The organism is Glaciecola sp. G7-5 (genome assembly GCF_055808975.1).
In genome coordinates this window covers 3,636,076-3,651,843 of sequence record NZ_CM147892.1, presented here as the reverse complement: position 1 = coordinate 3,651,843, position 15,768 = coordinate 3,636,076, and the positions used below count along the sequence as shown (strand labels likewise).

Below are 15,768 nucleotides of genomic sequence, written 5' to 3'. Positions count from 1 at the left end.
TTCGTTATTGTGAAGTGCTCATGTCAGCTAAACTCAAATCTACATACAATTTTAATAAGCTTCAAAAGCGTATTCGTCGCGAGACCGGTAAAGCAATCATTGACTTTAATATGATTGAAGACGGTGACAAGGTCATGGTCTGTTTATCGGGCGGCAAGGATAGTTACACGCTACTCGACGTATTAATGTATTTTAAACGCATCGCCCCTATCTCTTTTAGCATAGTAGCGGTCAATCTCGATCAAAAGCAACCTGGTTTTCCGCAGCACATTCTACCTGACTATTTAGATGGCTTAGGGATTGAATATAAGATTGTTGAAGAAGATACTTATTCAATCGTCAAAGACAAAATACCTGAAGGCAAAACCACGTGTTCACTGTGCTCTCGACTGCGCCGCGGTATTTTGTATCGTACAGCGAAAGAGTTGGAAGCAACGAAAATAGCATTAGGTCATCATCGTGATGACATGTTAGAAACCATGTTTTTAAATATGTTTTATGGTGGAAGATTAAAGTCAATGCCACCAAAACTGGTAAGTGACAATGGCGAGCATGTTGTTATTCGTCCCCTTGCCTATTGTACTGAAGCGGATATTCAAAAATACGCAGATACGCTTTGTTTTCCTATCATTCCTTGTAATCTTTGTGGATCGCAAGAAAATTTGCAACGCAAAAACATTAAGTTAATGTTGCAAGATTGGCAAAAACGCTTCCCAGGACGCATTGAATCTATGTTTAAAGCAATGCAAAATATTGTGCCTTCGCATATGTTAGATCAGACCTTGTTTGACTTTACAGACCTTAGTGTACAAACACGAATAAATGGTGAAGGCGACATCGCATTTGATACGCCTGAACTGCCTAAAGCAGAATCTCAAGATATTGACGATCTGGTTTCAATAATAGAATTAAAGTAGAGTAAACATGAAAATTGGCTTAGCGTTAGGCGCAGGAGCAGCAAGAGGTTGGGCGCACATTGGAATCATCAGAGCCCTAGAGGATTTAGGGGTTAAAATTGATGTCGTCGCCGGTTGTTCAATTGGTGCATATGTAGGCTCTGCATTCGCAAGCGGTAAATTAGATGAGTTAGAGGAATGGGCATATTCACTTACTGACTGGCAAGTGTTTGGCTTATTAGGACTGGGCTTTAGGCGAGGCGGTATTGCCAGCGGACAAAAAGTATTTACCAAGCACAAAGAAGAATTTTGCGCTCCTACATTTGAAGAGATGAAGTTACCATTCACAGCAGTGGCTACCGACTTGTATTCTGGCAAAGAGGTGGTGTTCAACAAAGGTGATATAAGCGATGCTATCCAAGCGTCATGTGCCATCCCAGCGTTATTTCCACCGATTGAGCATGCAGGTAGATGGTTGGTCGATGGCGCTGTAGTTAATCCCGTTCCGGTAAACCAATGTCGTCAGTTAGGTGCGGACTTTGTTATTGCCATCAATCTTAGTGCTGATTTCAGGCCACAGTTGATTGAAAATTTTGAACATGATCATGAGGTTAATCAACAAAAGACAGACCGCTTTTTGAGTAATGCTAGCGGTGGTTTTATGAAACAATGGTTTTCCCCTGACCCGAAACCAAATAAAAAACAAGCGCCAGGCATAGTCAGTGTAATGAGTAGTTCGCTAGAAATACTTCAAGCTAGAGTCACACGCTCGCGTTTAGGTGGCGATCCGCCGGATTTACTTATTGAGCCTCAATTAAGAGATGTCGGTTTGCTTGAATTCCACCGTGCTGAAGAAATGTCTAAAGAAGGACGAGATGCGGTGTATAGGCTTGCCGAACAAATTCAATATCAATTGAATATCAAAGTCAAAGACGAACTCGAGGAGCGCGGTGAAGACCCAGCAAACATTGCCCCAGGTGAACAACCCACTATAGCACCTGAGTTGGCGCCACAAAATAATGACAAAGGGACTAAATAGTCCCGTTAACTATTATTTTGTTGTTTTCGCTGTTATACGCATGGGCGCCTTAGGTAACTTAATCAACTTCAAGCTATCAATTTCATCTGCACTTATTGTTAAGCTTCCATTACTTATTTTCATGCCGTTGTCCAGATCGTGTTGCAACTCTTTATCAGCAAATTGAAAAGTTAAGCCACTGACCTTCGGCATCATAAATGACATGAAGCCGCCGACACTATCGAAAAATTCTGTATATTGCTGATATAACATTTGCAGTTCGTCACGATCATAGCTTTCATGCAGATATTCAGCTTTTGTTTCTAGCTGTACAGAAATATCACAAATGTTCGCCGCTTCTTTTAATTGCATGATGACGATAGCATCTGCAAGACGTAAGGCTTTTTCTGATGGTAATGTAAACCTATACTCGGGTGTAAGCTGTATAGGAATTTGCTGTTTTTGTGTGCTAATTCTAGCGCTTTGGATCTCACATAAGGTTTTACTGTGTATATTCATAAAACCAAAAGCAAATTGTAAAGCATTGGTATCGTCTGAATCCAATTTTCGCACATGGCTATAAAAGGTTTTATAAGCAACTTGGAGTTCTTCTGCGTATACATTGCTTGAAAGGCTTAAGGCCAAAGTTGACATTAACATTAAGCTAGCCATCTTTATTTGCATCATTTTCATGGATTGATCAGTTCCTGGTTGATTCGGATCATGTCCCGAAGTTCATCGACATATTCTTCTCCACGTTCAGAGTACTTAGTGAGTCCTTCTGCTAGAGAATATGCTGTAATTGGTTTTTGACTATTCCGGTATTTTTGACGAATAAGGCGCATATCTTTGTAGGCAGGATGACGATTTAAATTACGCATGTAGGAATACATCGCACTTGATAAATCGTCAAATTTCGCAACCTCATGTGCGGCACCATCATTACGTTGTCGAGGCACAAAACCACATCCCTTCTTAAAACACCACAATCCGAAAAAATTGTAACCTTTAGTGGCAAAGCGTGATGTCCCCCATGCTGATTCATTTGCTGTTTGGACCAACACGAGTTCTTTGGGAATGATGTCTATCTTACGAAAGAGTTCAGTATACATGGCATCAACTGACTGTTCTGTATCTACACGGTATTCCTCTATCAACCAATCCAATTCTTCTTGTTGATATTCTGACAAGCTTTCGCCAGCAAGTTGTTTAGCCTGCAGCCCCTGTAAAAATTGCCGTATAGTTCTTATGTACTCATTTTGCGCATCAACTGCGGGCGCCAAATAAGAGAAAAAAGCGCGTTTTTTTCTTTTACTTGATCGTATTCATTAAAATTGGGCACCGGTTCGCTAGCGTATTCCACGATAGGAATATCCTCTACAATACTTGGTTCTGGTTGCATAAAAAATATACCAAGAAGTAATATAATGACCGTCGCAAGCGCAATAGATATGATTTTAAACTTATGCATTAAATACGCCTCTATCTGTTGGGGAATTATTATCTTTTGCTGGCGCTATTTCGTCGCAGAAGAGGTCTTGATACAGAATGGCTTTCACATTGAAATAAAATGGCGCTATCCATAAATAAGCAAAACCCAGGCTAATAACAACGATCGCCAGCATACCTAAAAACAACAAAAACAGCTGCATCATCTTGCCAAGATATACGTTACTCATCTTGATGGAGTTCATAATCGCAGTGAGGGGCGACATCTTTTTATCGGCAATCAATGGGAGGGTGAAACTTGTGACTGCAAAAATATAAAAACCAGGAATAAATAATAAAGCAAAACCGAATTTAAAAAGTATATCAACGCAAATCGCCGCTAAAGCGACCGTCGGTAAAATTTTGTAGTATTGAAAAATACTAGTAATGGGCACAGAGCGTTTGCGCAAGGTCTCTATAGCGAGCATTGACACACCCGTCCACAAAGGTGCCAGTGCGAAGGCCATGCTAAGCTCTATCATTAGCTGTTGTGTAGGTGTTAACGGCGTATCAGGCGAAATAAGTAGAGATACGTCGTTGATCTCAAATGCATCAAGATAAAGCATGTATATCGTAAATGTGACGGCCCAAATGCAGGCAAGAGCGAGCACAAGTCGCCAATTATTTTTAGTCGATAAGTTATAAGCTCGTTTAAAAATTGATTTTATATCAAAGTCATAACTGCCATCAAAGCCTTTGAAATCAGCAGTTCGAATATTTTCATTCGGATTTGAACCAGGATCATCGTCAGGATCGGGTATATTGTTTTTTGGCATAACACTCATTCAACAAGGCGTAATTGGATAATTACAGAGCAGTGATTATAGCAAACTTATATGCTAACAGGCTATGACCAAAGGAGCATTATTGCCATAGCGATCAGTACCATACCCATTACCCGGTCGAACCAATGTCCATGGGTTTGGTACGCGTAACGTATTTTGGGGTAGTTGCTAATATATGACAGAAAACAAAACCATGCCATCGTAGAGAGCGCAAAGTATGCACCATAAAACATTTTACTTTCAATACTCGCTTGGGCGGGAATATAGCCGGTAAACAGGGCGAGGAAAAACAAGGTCGCTTTAGGATTAAGGCCGTTTGTTAAAAAACCTAGACCAAAAGCCTTGTACCAAGTTGAGGCTGTGTCGACTTGATTGTCGCTAATTTGGCTTTGAGGCGCTTTAGCTTTGCTTTTTAGGGCAGAATAGCCAATCCACAAAAAGTATGCAGCTGCTACATACAGCAAGGTCTTATAAAGCCAAGGCGTTGTCGCGATTACTAAACTTACGCCTAAAATAGAATAAACAACGTGTAATAATATACCCACGCCAATTCCAACACTAGTCCACAAGGCCGGCTTTAAGCCTTTTTGCAACGATTGTTTTAATACAACCGCAAAGTCAGGGCCAGGGCTAGCAACGGCGACTAAATGCATAAGTGCAACCGTAAGCCAAACACCATAATCAAGGTTCATTTTGTGATGTCTCTATAGGAAAGTGAGTACAAGCGCCCCACTCTGACCAAGAACCGTCATAAACCTTTAGATTGTGATGACCTAATAAATCAGCTGCTTGGGCTAATATACATGCGGTAACACCACTACCACAACTGAATATTATGGGCTTTTCAGGGAAGTCACTGAGAGCACGAGCAAGTGCCGCTTTCGACAAAAAACGACCATACTCGTCCTGCAGACTCGAATAATGTACGTTGACAGAGCCAGGTATGTGCCCTGCTCTTAATTCGGGCTTTGCTTCAGCTTCAGAGCCCATAAAGCGCTTGTTGCTTCTAGCATCCACTAGCAAAGAAGTTTGCGTTGCAATATTGTCTAAAACGTAATTAGCATCAACAAACTCAAAATTTTGATTAGGGCTTACCTTATAACAAGGTGAATGATTTGCTTTAGGCTGCGCCAGTGAATTACTGGTTGGCAGAGCGGCCTGTAAATACGCTGGCAATCCCCCGTCTAAGATCTTAACGTGCTTATGTCCCATGGCCTTGAACATAAACCACACTCTAGATGCGCAGAAATTTCCAAAATCATCGTAAATAACAAGCGTATCTGAATTTTCGATACCCAATGAATCACATTCTTGGCTAAATTGTGTATGACTACACATGGTGTTCGAGATTGGACTAGTCGCATCAGCAAACTGGGTTTGGAAGTCGAAACCGATAGCGTTTGGAATGAAGCTGTTGGGATGTCTAAGACTAATTTCTGGGAGCTTTGCAGGCCCATTGTGGGCGTTTTTGTAAAGCACTTTAAGAATTTTAAAAGGTGACGTCTTAACATTGTCTTGCCAATCTTTGAATTCGCTTACAGAGATTAAAGAATCGGTTTGCATGTGCACCCAAACATATAGAAAAGAAGATAATATTTTGTATATACAAAGGAAGTTTGTCAATTCATTGTGAATTGTTTCCTAAAAGGAAATGGTGCCCGGGGCCGGACTTGAACCGGCACACCATTACTGGCGAGGGATTTTAAATCCCTTGTGTCTACCAATTTCACCACCCGGGCAACGCAAGTTTTGATGTTTAACGCTTTCCAGAAATCTGGAGGCGGAACCCGGAGTCGAACCGAGATCCACGGATTTGCAATCCGCTGCATAGCCATTCTGCCATTCCGCCGCAAAACATTGCTAACGCTTTGGAGAGCAAGCGTCATTCATTCCATGCATCTTTGGCAAAAAATCTACCATAGAATTTGGAGCGGGAAACGAGATTCGAACTCGCGACCTCGACCTTGGCAAGGTCGCGCTCTACCAACTGAGCTATTCCCGCACTGGAATGAGCGGTGCATTTTACATGCTAATTAAGTAGTGTCAACCGCAAATATTACGAAAAAATACTGTTCAGTCAAATTTTGAACAAATCGCCTTAAAATGCTTAATTTACGTACTTATTTTTCTTGAGATAATTTCTTCCATGCGGCTATGGTGTATACCACCATTGACCACAATGATAAGACCGCTGCGACATAAAGTAAGATCTTGCCTAGCACTACCCAATAAATTGGAAAACCCATAAAGTAATCGAGACCCGATAATAATCCAATTAGGGCTAACATTTGTGTCATGGTTTTCGCTTTGCCAATAAAGCTTACTTTAACTAAGTTCGATGCGCCAATCTCCGACATCCATTCTCGCAAAGCCGAAATATAAATTTCTCGCATAAGAAGGACAATCGCCGGTACGGTAATATATATGTCAGCATACTCATGCGTAATCATCAATAATGCGGCGGCAACGATGAGTTTGTCAGCAACGGGGTCTAAAAAGGCACCAAAGGGACTAGACTGCTGAAGCTTGCGTGCCAGATAACCATCAAACCAATCGGTAATCGCAGCAAGCCAAAATATAAAGGCACCTGCCTCATGCGCCCATTTCCACTCGAGAAAATAAACGGTCACAAATACCGGGATTAGCAGTACTCTAAATAGAGTAATAATGTTGGGGATAGTCCAAATCACAACTTAGGTTTTTCTCTTCTTACATAGTAATGGATTTATAATAACAGAACTCAGTTTCTTATGAATGTAAATAATCATAAATCATATCGGCAAGCTCTACACTTATTCCGGGAACCTTAGCTATTTCATCTTTACTGGCTTTTTTTAAACCATGTAAACCACCAGTATATTTTAAAAGCGCTTGGCGTTTTTTAGGGCCAATACCTGGAATTTCTTGTAAGGGGGATGCCGTTTTAGCTTTTTGACGACGGGCTCTGTGCCCAGAGATTGCAAAACGATGTGATTCATCCCGAATATGTTGCACTAAATGCAGGCCCGGTGAGTCAAAGTCAACTGCGATGGTGTCATGAGAATAAGCATATATGAGTGTCTCAAGGCCCGGTTTTCTGCTTGTTCCTTTTGCCACACCTACGATAAGTGGCTTTTTATCTTCAGGCCAGTCTTTAAAGTGTGTTTCTGCTTGTGTTAGTTGCCCTTTGCCGCCATCAATAAGGAGTAAATCAGGAAGTTTTGCGTCTTTAGATGGTGACTTATATCGACGCTTAATGGCTTGTGCCATGGCGGCATAATCGTCGCCCGGCGTAATCCCTTCAATATTGAAGGTTCTGTAATCAGACTTCAAGGGGCCGTTTCTATCAAAGACGACGCAAGAAGCAACCGTCTGCTGGCCTGACGTATGGGATATGTCGAAACATTCCATTCTTTTAATCGGAGAATCTAATTCGAGTATTTTTTCGAGATCATTAAAGCGAGCAAACATAGATTTTTGTTGATTTTGTTGCGTTTCGAGTGAATTGTCAGCGTTTTTGTTCGCTATTTGTAAATATTTACGTTTCTCGTCTCGCACGCCTTCATAGAACTGAACTTTGTATTTCGCTTCTTCGCTTAACACCATCTCTACGGTCGCCATGTCGTCAAACTTGATGGGTAAAACGATTTGCTTGGGAATGAGTTTGTTTCCAGCCAAATAAAATTGCAGCAAAAAGGATTCTAGTACTTCTTTTTCACTGCTACCTTTGGGTACTTTAGGAAAAAATGATTTACTTCCAAGTACTTGATTATCTCTAATAAAAATGCCAAAAATACACGCGATGCCGTTCCTGAATGCTAAACCAAACACGTCTAGCTCTTGTTGAGTACCTGCAACAAATTGTTGCTCTTGAACTTTGCGCAATGCACTAATCTGATCTCGATATCGAGCGGCAGCTTCAAAGTTCAGTTCATTGCTGGCTTCTTCCATACGACCAACCAAAGTTGCGATGACTTGGGTGTTTTTGCCCTTTAAAAACATCGCCGCTAACTGTACCTGCTCTTGGTAATCTTCGTCACTCACATATCCTTCTACGCACGGCGCACTGCAACGCTTCATTTGATATTGTAGGCAGGGCCTGGACCGGGCGCGATAATAATTGTCTTCACATTGGCGAACCGGAAATATTTTTTGCATCGAACGTAAACTTTCACGCACCGACCATGCACTTGGGTATGGTCCAAAATATTCCCCTTTGCGCTTTTTGGGGCCACGATGAAAACTCAGCCTTGGGTGCTGGTGATCTGAAATTAAGATAAATGGGTAGGACTTGTCATCTCGCAGAACGACGTTATAACGTGGCCTATATTTTTTTATGTAGTTATTTTCGAGCAAAAATGCTTCGGTTTCGCTCGATACTATCGTAACGTCCATATTGACGATGTTTTTCACAAGCGTTTGCGTTTTTACGCTATCAACAGTTTTACGAAAATAGCTAGTAACTCGCTTCTTTAAGTTTTTAGCTTTACCCACATAAATAACGTCCCCACGTACATCGTACATACGATATACACCGGGGTCGCTCGTAAGGTGTTTTAGAAACTGCTGATAATCAAAGGCGCCAGATGGATTGCTAGCCATTTATGCACTTGTTTGGATTATTTTATGACGTAAAGCTAGATGGGTTAATCCTACATCGGAGCTTACTTTTAATTTTTCAAACATGCGATAGCGATAGGTATTGACTGTTTTAGCACTAATATTTAAGTGTTTGGCAATATCAGTGACTTTAACACCCCGCGTAAGCATCATGGTGATTTCGAGCTCACGATCTGATAAATCATCAAAAGGATTAGCGCTGCTGCCATCAAGTTGCCCTAGAGCAATCAATTGCGCGATTTCAGGTGACACATACTTTTGCCCTGAATTTACTTTGTATATCGCGTTAATCATTTCTGCTGGCTCTGCGTCTTTGGTGATAAAGCCGTGTGCTCCAGCTTGCATAATTTTGGTTGGGAAGGGATTATCTTTATGCATGGAAATACAAATGACTTTTGCATCATCGCAAATACGCACCACTTTACGGGTAGCTTCAAGCCCACCGATGCCTGGCATCGTAATATCCATCAACACAATATCAGGGCTTTTTTTGCGGCAATGTTCCACCGCTTCCTCGCCAGAACCTACTTCTCCTACAACCTCAAAATCCTTGACGTCTTTTAATATACGTACAATCCCTGTCCTAACTAGGTCGTGGTCATCTACAACTAAAATTTTGATCACTGTTCTCTAACCTTTATTTGGACTGTGCAAACTTACACTAGGTTTTAATCAACGTAATATACAACGACTGACTCAAATAAACTATAATTTTTCCTGAAAATTAGACCTTTGTCGTGACCATATGTGTTGATTTGTTTCTGGGGTGATTATTGAAATTGAGATGAGATGAAACGCTAGAAAGCAAAAAACCGCTACTAGAGCGGTTTTTTTAAATTGGCGGATAGCGAGGGATTCGAACCCCCGGAACGTTTGACCGTTCGTCTGATTTCAAGTCAGGTGCATTAAACCGAGCTCTGCCAGCTATCCAAGAGGTGCGCATATTAAATTTGAATGAGGCACTTGTAAAGACCTAATCGCAAAAAAAACGCTAAAAAATGTTTAAGCGCAGGTTTTTTAGTCAAAATGTACATTATTTTGTAAGTTTTGTTCGAAAAATCTTGAAAAAGTGAACCAAACACCATACATATAGACTAACAATACGTGAGTGTTTTACTCAAATTATTTTTGTGATGACTGGAGAAAGAAATGGATAGACGTGCTTTGTATTCTGGAGCTGGCGCAAGTTCTGCGATAGAAATTAATAAGGTGCTTCGCAATACCTATATGTTATTAGCCTTAACCTTAGGCTTTAGTGCAATAACCGCGACTATAACAGCGATGCTAAATGTTGGCATGGTTGGTTATTGGGCAATGTTCATTGGTGCATTTATTTCAATGTTTATCGTGAATAAAAAAGCTGATTCGGCTGCGGGTCTTTTCTGGGTGTTCGTATTTACTGGATTGATGGGTGGATCGCTAGGACCAATACTCAGTATGTATGTCGCAGCTGGAATGGGTCATTTAGTTGGACAGGCACTTGGAGCCACTGCTGTTGTGTTTTTGGCCTTGTCTGCATATGCTCTTATTTCTAAGAAAGACTTCAGCTTTATGGGCGGCTTTTTGATGGTAGGAATGGTGGTCGCGTTATTAGCAATAATTGCTAATTTCTTTTTCGCTATGCCGGCATTAAGTTTAGCGATAAATGCTTTAATTATTCTTGTGATGTCAGGGTTTATCTTATTTGACACCAGCCGCATTATTCATGGCGGCGAAACAAACTATATTAGAGCGACGGTTGGCCTTTACCTAAGTATATACAATATCTTCTTGTCAATACTTTCTCTGTTAGGTGCCACTGACGACTAACAGCTTTGTTTAATCAAGCTTATAAAAAACGCCCCTTTTTAGGGGCGTTTTTGTATATAATAGATAACAATTTCTTTAAAGCAGTGTAATTTAGCTAATGTCTACGAGTGCACCCGTTAATTTTACAATTATGGTAAGTAAAAGTCCTTTTGACTATCGCAATGCTGAAAACGCACTTAACTTTTGTAATGCCGCGATATCTGAGGGCCACACTATTACCCAGGTGTTTTTCTATCAAAGCGGTGTGCATAACGCCTCTGTGCTATTGCAGCCAAGTGGTGATGAAGTTGAGGTGCACAGACGTTGGTGCGTGCTGCATAAAGAGCATGGTGTGCGATTAAATGTGTGCGTTACAGCAGCGTCTCGAAGAGGCGTCGTCGATAAACTTTCCGCGGCAGTCGCAGAGCAAGCCAATTCACATTTTCCATTTGAGCAAGTAGGATTAAGTGCCTATTTTGAGGCCTTAGCAGGCGATAGCATTAGTATCCAATTATGAACATCAAAGAACCATACCTAGTGATACAGTCTACTCAAGCGCCCTATTCTACTAGTGCTTGCATTGATGCAATGGAAGCTGCACTTGCTGCAAGTAATTTAGGGATTACGGTGGTGTTTTTGCTTGCTGATGATGGCGTTTTTCAATTAGTCTCTGAGCAAAATAGCCAAGCAATTTCACACAAATCCATTTATAAGAAGCTTAGCGCCTTCCCCTTATTTGATATTGAATTACTATATGCGCAACATAGCGCAATAGTATCAAACGGTATTTCCATTGATAATTTACGCTTTGATGTAAAAACGCTTGAAGATCCACAAATTGTGGAATTGTGTCAACGTGCTACACATGTATTGGTGTTCTAAATGATTGTTCAATTATTGGTAAATAAGCCTAAGGCTGTTGAATTGTATTGTAATGACGCAGTCCCAGTCATCTTCATGCAAGATGGTGTATATAGTGCTTTTAACTTAGTGCAACTGTATCCTCACAATGACTTTTACGCGCTAGAGAAAGATTGGCAGGCAAGTGGACTACCAATAAACAAAAATATCGTCTTATTATCAGATGTAGATTGGGTGAATATATGTGCAAGCCAGCACCCTGTGTTGAGCATCCAAGGATAAATTTATGAACAATCACTACATTATTGTTGATGGCATTAAATTAGATACCGACAAAGAAGGTTATTTACTAAATAGCGCTCAGTGGAACGAAACGGTAGCACTGCACATAGCAAAGCTCGAAGAACTCGAGATGAATGAAGAACGTTGGCAAATTGTGCGTTTTGTTCGTGATTTTTATCAACAATATGACACAAGTCCCGCCATGCGCGCCCTTGTCAAAGCATTGCAAAATGAATACGGCCCAGATAAAGGAAATAGTCGTTATTTGTATCGCTTATTTCCTAAAGGACCCGCAAAAATACCAACAAAGCTGGCTGGTTTACCAAAACCAGCCAAGTGTCTCTAACTATGCGTTTAGCGCTGATATTAACGACTAATGCTTGTTACGCCATTCATATAAGGAATTAAGACCTCAGGGACTCTTACACTGCCATCTGCTTGTTGATAGTTCTCTAGCACCGCCACTAAGGTACGGCCTACAGCTAATCCAGAACCATTTAAAGTGTTTAGCAATTCTGGTTTTTTCATCTCATTTGACTTATATCTGGCTTGCATTCTTCTTGCCTGAAAATCTCCCATATTTGAACATGATGAGATTTCTCTGTAAGTGTCTTGAGCCGGCAACCATACTTCTAGATCGTAGGTTTTACATGCACCAAAGCCCATATCGCCCGTGCACAATAGTACTTTACGATAAGGTAAATCGAGTTTTTGCAGAATGACTTCAGCATGGTTTGTAAGCTCTTCAAGCGCTTGCATGCTGTCTTCTGGCAATACTAATTGCACCATTTCAACTTTATCGAATTGATGCTGCCTAATTAAACCACGCGTATCTCGGCCATATGACCCCGCTTCACTTCTAAAGCACGGCGTGTGTGCGGTCATTTTTAAAGGGAGTTCATTCGTATTAAAGATTCGGTCACGGGCAATGTTGGTAAGTGGGACCTCGGCAGTCGGAATAAGTGACATGCCCTGGCCTTCTTCTGTTGCCGGTTTTGTATGAAAAAGATCTTCACCAAACTTAGGTAACTGACCGGTACCATACAAACTATCTGAGTTAACTAAGTAGGGCACATATACTTCGTGATAGCCATGTTCTTGGGTATGGGTATCTAGCATAAATTGGGCAAGGGCTCGGTGTAATCGGGCAATCTGACCATTCATGACCACAAATCGACTACCAGAGAGTTTTGCAGCCGTCTCGAAATCTAAGCCATTATTAAGTGATGCAGCTATATCAACGTGATCACGCACTTCAAAATCAAAGGCTTTTGGCTCTCCCCATTTACTGATTTCGAGGTTATCACTTTCGTCTTTGCCTTGTGGCACCTCGCTTGCAGGAATATTGGGCGTCTCCTGATAAAATATATTGAGGGCACTTTGTATTTGATCCAGACTTGATTTGGCCTCTTCTAAATCGCTTCCTAATTGACTAACTTCCGCCAACAAAGGCGCAATGTCTTGGCCTGAAGCTTTTGCCCTACCTATTGCTTTTGAGCGCACTGTGCGTTCATTTTGCAATGATTCTGTTAACATTTGTAAGGTCTTACGTTTTCCTTCAAGCTCATTGTAGGCATCTACATCTAAAGTAAAGCCTCGTCTAGCTAACTTCTGGGCGGTTTCATCGATGCTATTTCTTAGCAAGCGTGGGTCTAACATGAATCATTTCATCCTTTTACTAATAATACCGCAAGCCATACACCTAAAATGCACAGGCTAAGGTTTAATACTACGTTTATGATTGCTTTAATATATTCACTTTGCTGCAAAAGCAGGAAAGTATCAAACGAAAATGTTGAAAAAGTGGTTAATGCGCCAAGCAAGCCAACACCTAAAAATAGTCTCAAACTTTGAGATATTTCACGCTGTTCCTGTTCTAACCATAGATACAAACAGCCAAGGGCGAAAGAACCAATTACATTGACTACAAGAGTACCAAAGGGAAAGCCTTTACCCAATAGCTTTATGCTCTCTTGAGTTAAAAAATACCGTAAACAGGCCCCAATTGCACCACCGCAGGCGATAACTAAATAGGTATTTATAACAGACATAACTCAACTCTTCTAAGTGGTTTTATCAAGCGCTGCTAGAAAGGCAATTTTTTGAGCAAGTTGCTTTTCAAATCCACGATCATTTGGCTGGTAGATATTACGCAACGAGACTTCTTCTGGCAAATATGATTGTTGTGGCGTATACGCGTGTTCATAATTATGCGCGTATTGATAGCCTTCGCCGTGGCCAAGGTCTTTTGTAATTTTACTCGTCGAATTTCTAAGATGCAGGGGAACAGGCGCATTTGAATGTTCTTTGGCTAAACGTTGGGCTTTTTTAAATGCGTCATATACAGCGTTGCTTTTAGGAGCCAAAGCACAGTAGATTACCGCTTGTGCAACCGCCCTCTCGCCTTCGCTCTTGCCTACCCGATGGTACACATCCCAGGCATTTAAACAAACTTGCAAGGCTTTGGGATCAGCGTTGCCAATATCTTCGCTTGCGATGGCCAATAATCGACGACAAATTGGTACAATATCAGTTGAGGCTAAGGTTAAGCGCGCAAACCAAAACAAACTGCCGTCTACAGATGAACCTCTGACCGACTTATGAAATGCAGACAAAATGTCATAATACGCATCTCCTTGCTTATCAAAACTGCCTACCTGCTCGCCGCATGCTGTTTCAACAAGGGCCTTGTTTAAGACCGTGTCATTGAGCGCTAACATACTAAGCGCAACCTCAATATTACTCAGCAGTTTTCTGGCATCACCACCACTGGCATTGATCAATAGTGTTTTGGCTGGTGCTTGGCAGGTAATTTGGGCTTTTTGTTGTATTTCTCTTTGCTTATTGACATAGGTGAAAGTGCGCTCAAGTAAATCGCTTAACTCTTCATTGCCTAAAGCCTCTAAGGTAAATACACGCATTCTAGATAGCAATGCTGAATTAATAGAGAAGGCTGGATTTTCGGTAGTCGCACCGATTAACACTATTTCTCCATTTTCAACATAGGGCAAAAACGCATCTTGCTGGGCTTTATTAAAGCGATGAATTTCATCCACAAAGACTATTTTTTGTTGGCTGAATAAGTCATGTTTGTTGTCTGAAACTAAAGCCTTTATGTCTTTTATACCGCTGTTTATTGCAGATAAGTACAAAATGGGAAGTTGCCAATATTCTTTTAGCAAATTGACAAGTGAGGTCTTACCGCACCCAGGCGGCCCCCACAATATCATTGAGCAAATTTGTTCTCGTTCACACAACTGCCGAATTGGGCCACTTGCACCTAATAAATGCTTTTGGCCAACATAGTCATCTAGGTTTGTTGGCCTTAATAAATCAGCGAGAGGACGGTGCGCGGACATTAGTTGATAGGAGACGCGCGTTGGTCATCAACAATAAAGCCTTCTTCAACTGTGTAACGAAAGTCGTTTTGGCTCACGCCTTGGTTCAATCTAACCATATCAAACTGCAAGTTATTCTGTTGCTGTTGGCGGTCGATTGATACTAAAGAGTGTAATTTGTTTTCTTCGCTAAAGCTAAGTTGCAATTTGCTTATAGGGGAGTCAGCCTGAAGAGACACGATGTTGAAGGTCTTATTTTCTTTATTTACTACGACCTGATCCCATTGTTCTTGTTTATCGCTTATTAACAACATAAGTGGATTACTTTTTGTTAATTGCGCTTGGTCCACAATGGTAACTTGGCCTAAAAAAGGGTCTACGTTAAACACAGAACTACCATCAGCAATTAACAGTGACTCGTCTGGCGATGTGATTTCCCATCTTAGTTTTTGTGGTTTTTGTAGTAATAATTTACCGCTAGTGGCTTGCAACTCTTCACCCTGCATGTCGTTGATGGTTTGGGTAAAGTTAGCGCTTAAGCTGGTAAAGTCGCCTAATAGCGCGCGCAGTTCGGCTTTGTCAGCAGCACTTCCAGCCACAGCCTCAGTCTGCATTCTTTCTGTAATACGACTTTCTTGCACAAGCATATTTGCTTGGCTTGAAAGGGCGATGCTACAGAGCGCTACTAGCGAACATCGTACCGCATATTTCAT

The 15,768-nt window shown here is 41.2% G+C and carries 20 protein-coding genes and 4 tRNA genes; 7 read left to right on the top strand and 17 right to left on the bottom strand.

The window, feature by feature from the left end; translation table 11 throughout:
• The first annotated feature begins 20 nt into the window (after positions 1-20).
• Positions 21-917, top strand: a complete 897-nt coding sequence (gene ttcA / locus AC0L6H_RS16110) for a tRNA 2-thiocytidine(32) synthetase TtcA (protein ID WP_473390158.1) — start codon at positions 21-23, stop codon at positions 915-917.
• A gap of 7 nt (positions 918-924) precedes the next feature.
• The gene (gene rssA / locus AC0L6H_RS16105) at positions 925-1,935 is read left to right on the top strand and encodes a patatin-like phospholipase RssA (protein WP_473390157.1); all 1,011 of its coding nucleotides are present in this window, start codon (positions 925-927) and stop codon (positions 1,933-1,935) included.
• A gap of 12 nt (positions 1,936-1,947) precedes the next feature.
• Here rssA and AC0L6H_RS16100 read toward each other — a convergent pair whose 3' ends face one another.
• The 13 genes from AC0L6H_RS16100 to AC0L6H_RS16040 all read right to left on the bottom strand — a co-directional run bounded on the left by AC0L6H_RS16100 (position 1,948) and on the right by AC0L6H_RS16040 (position 9,716).
• Positions 1,948-2,607, bottom strand: coding sequence for a DUF2987 domain-containing protein (locus AC0L6H_RS16100; protein ID WP_473390156.1), 660 nt, complete (start codon positions 2,605-2,607; stop codon positions 1,948-1,950).
• Complete coding sequence (locus AC0L6H_RS16095) at positions 2,604-3,197, bottom strand: glucosaminidase domain-containing protein (protein ID WP_473390154.1); 594 nt, start codon at positions 3,195-3,197, stop codon at positions 2,604-2,606. Before AC0L6H_RS16095 ends, AC0L6H_RS16100 begins: the two co-directional genes overlap by 4 nt.
• On the bottom strand, positions 3,161-3,385 hold the full coding sequence (locus AC0L6H_RS16090) for a hypothetical protein (RefSeq protein WP_473390153.1): 225 nt from the start codon (positions 3,383-3,385) through the stop codon (positions 3,161-3,163). The genes AC0L6H_RS16095 and AC0L6H_RS16090 overlap by 37 nt, the downstream gene beginning before the upstream one ends.
• Positions 3,378-4,178, bottom strand: coding sequence for a hypothetical protein (locus AC0L6H_RS16085; RefSeq protein ID WP_473390152.1), 801 nt, complete (start codon positions 4,176-4,178; stop codon positions 3,378-3,380). Before AC0L6H_RS16085 ends, AC0L6H_RS16090 begins: the two co-directional genes overlap by 8 nt.
• A 71-nt stretch (positions 4,179-4,249) precedes the next feature.
• Entirely contained in the window at positions 4,250-4,879 is a 630-nt protein-coding gene (locus AC0L6H_RS16080; protein WP_473390150.1) for a LysE family translocator, read from the bottom strand.
• A complete protein-coding gene (locus AC0L6H_RS16075; protein WP_473390149.1) occupies positions 4,869-5,750 on the bottom strand; it encodes a sulfurtransferase in 882 nt (293 codons plus the stop codon). Before AC0L6H_RS16075 ends, AC0L6H_RS16080 begins: the two co-directional genes overlap by 11 nt.
• 89 nt (positions 5,751-5,839) lie before the next feature.
• Positions 5,840-5,926 (bottom strand) — tRNA-Leu (locus AC0L6H_RS16070).
• A gap of 36 nt (positions 5,927-5,962) precedes the next feature.
• Positions 5,963-6,036: transfer RNA gene (locus AC0L6H_RS16065), tRNA-Cys, on the bottom strand.
• A 77-nt stretch (positions 6,037-6,113) separates the two neighbouring features.
• Positions 6,114-6,189: transfer RNA gene (locus AC0L6H_RS16060), tRNA-Gly, on the bottom strand.
• A 118-nt stretch (positions 6,190-6,307) separates the two neighbouring features.
• Positions 6,308-6,874 (bottom strand): CDP-diacylglycerol--glycerol-3-phosphate 3-phosphatidyltransferase, encoded by a 567-nt coding sequence (pgsA, locus tag AC0L6H_RS16055; protein WP_473394560.1) that lies wholly within the window; start codon positions 6,872-6,874, stop codon positions 6,308-6,310.
• A gap of 61 nt (positions 6,875-6,935) precedes the next feature.
• Entirely contained in the window at positions 6,936-8,768 is a 1,833-nt protein-coding gene (gene uvrC, locus AC0L6H_RS16050) for an excinuclease ABC subunit UvrC (RefSeq protein ID WP_473390147.1), read from the bottom strand.
• Positions 8,769-9,410: a UvrY/SirA/GacA family response regulator transcription factor gene (gene uvrY, locus AC0L6H_RS16045; RefSeq protein ID WP_473390146.1), complete on the bottom strand. Its 642-nt coding sequence runs from the start codon at positions 9,408-9,410 to the stop codon at positions 8,769-8,771.
• Positions 9,411-9,624: 214 nt separating this feature from the next.
• Positions 9,625-9,716: transfer RNA gene (locus AC0L6H_RS16040), tRNA-Ser, on the bottom strand.
• A 219-nt stretch (positions 9,717-9,935) separates the two neighbouring features.
• On the opposite strand from AC0L6H_RS16040, the gene AC0L6H_RS16035 reads away from it, so the two are divergent.
• The 5 genes from AC0L6H_RS16035 (at position 9,936) to AC0L6H_RS16015 (ending at position 12,063) form a co-directional block, all read left to right on the top strand.
• Positions 9,936-10,595, top strand: a complete 660-nt coding sequence (locus AC0L6H_RS16035) for a Bax inhibitor-1/YccA family protein (protein ID WP_473390145.1) — start codon at positions 9,936-9,938, stop codon at positions 10,593-10,595.
• A 97-nt stretch (positions 10,596-10,692) separates the two neighbouring features.
• Complete coding sequence (gene tusD / locus AC0L6H_RS16030) at positions 10,693-11,091, top strand: sulfurtransferase complex subunit TusD (RefSeq protein WP_473390143.1); 399 nt, start codon at positions 10,693-10,695, stop codon at positions 11,089-11,091.
• Positions 11,088-11,456, top strand: coding sequence for a DsrE family protein (locus AC0L6H_RS16025; protein WP_473390142.1), 369 nt, complete (start codon positions 11,088-11,090; stop codon positions 11,454-11,456). Before tusD ends, AC0L6H_RS16025 begins: the two co-directional genes overlap by 4 nt.
• The gene (locus AC0L6H_RS16020; protein WP_473390141.1) at positions 11,457-11,717 is read left to right on the top strand and encodes a hypothetical protein; all 261 of its coding nucleotides are present in this window, start codon (positions 11,457-11,459) and stop codon (positions 11,715-11,717) included.
• A 4-nt stretch (positions 11,718-11,721) separates the two neighbouring features.
• Entirely contained in the window at positions 11,722-12,063 is a 342-nt protein-coding gene (locus tag AC0L6H_RS16015) for a TusE/DsrC/DsvC family sulfur relay protein (protein ID WP_473390139.1), read from the top strand.
• Positions 12,064-12,083: 20 nt separating this feature from the next.
• Here AC0L6H_RS16015 and serS read toward each other — a convergent pair whose 3' ends face one another.
• Genes serS through lolA form a run of 4 tightly spaced genes read right to left on the bottom strand, consistent with a single transcriptional unit; the run spans position 12,084 to position 15,768 of the window.
• Positions 12,084-13,376, bottom strand: a complete 1,293-nt coding sequence (gene serS, locus AC0L6H_RS16010) for a serine--tRNA ligase (protein WP_473390138.1) — start codon at positions 13,374-13,376, stop codon at positions 12,084-12,086.
• 8 nt (positions 13,377-13,384) lie between these two features.
• Positions 13,385-13,768, bottom strand: a complete 384-nt coding sequence (gene crcB / locus AC0L6H_RS16005; protein WP_473390137.1) for a fluoride efflux transporter CrcB — start codon at positions 13,766-13,768, stop codon at positions 13,385-13,387.
• Positions 13,769-13,780: 12 nt separating this feature from the next.
• Entirely contained in the window at positions 13,781-15,076 is a 1,296-nt protein-coding gene (locus AC0L6H_RS16000; protein WP_473390135.1) for a replication-associated recombination protein A, read from the bottom strand.
• A complete protein-coding gene (gene lolA / locus AC0L6H_RS15995) occupies positions 15,076-15,768 on the bottom strand; it encodes an outer membrane lipoprotein periplasmic chaperone LolA (RefSeq protein WP_473390134.1) in 693 nt (230 codons plus the stop codon). Before lolA ends, AC0L6H_RS16000 begins: the two co-directional genes overlap by 1 nt.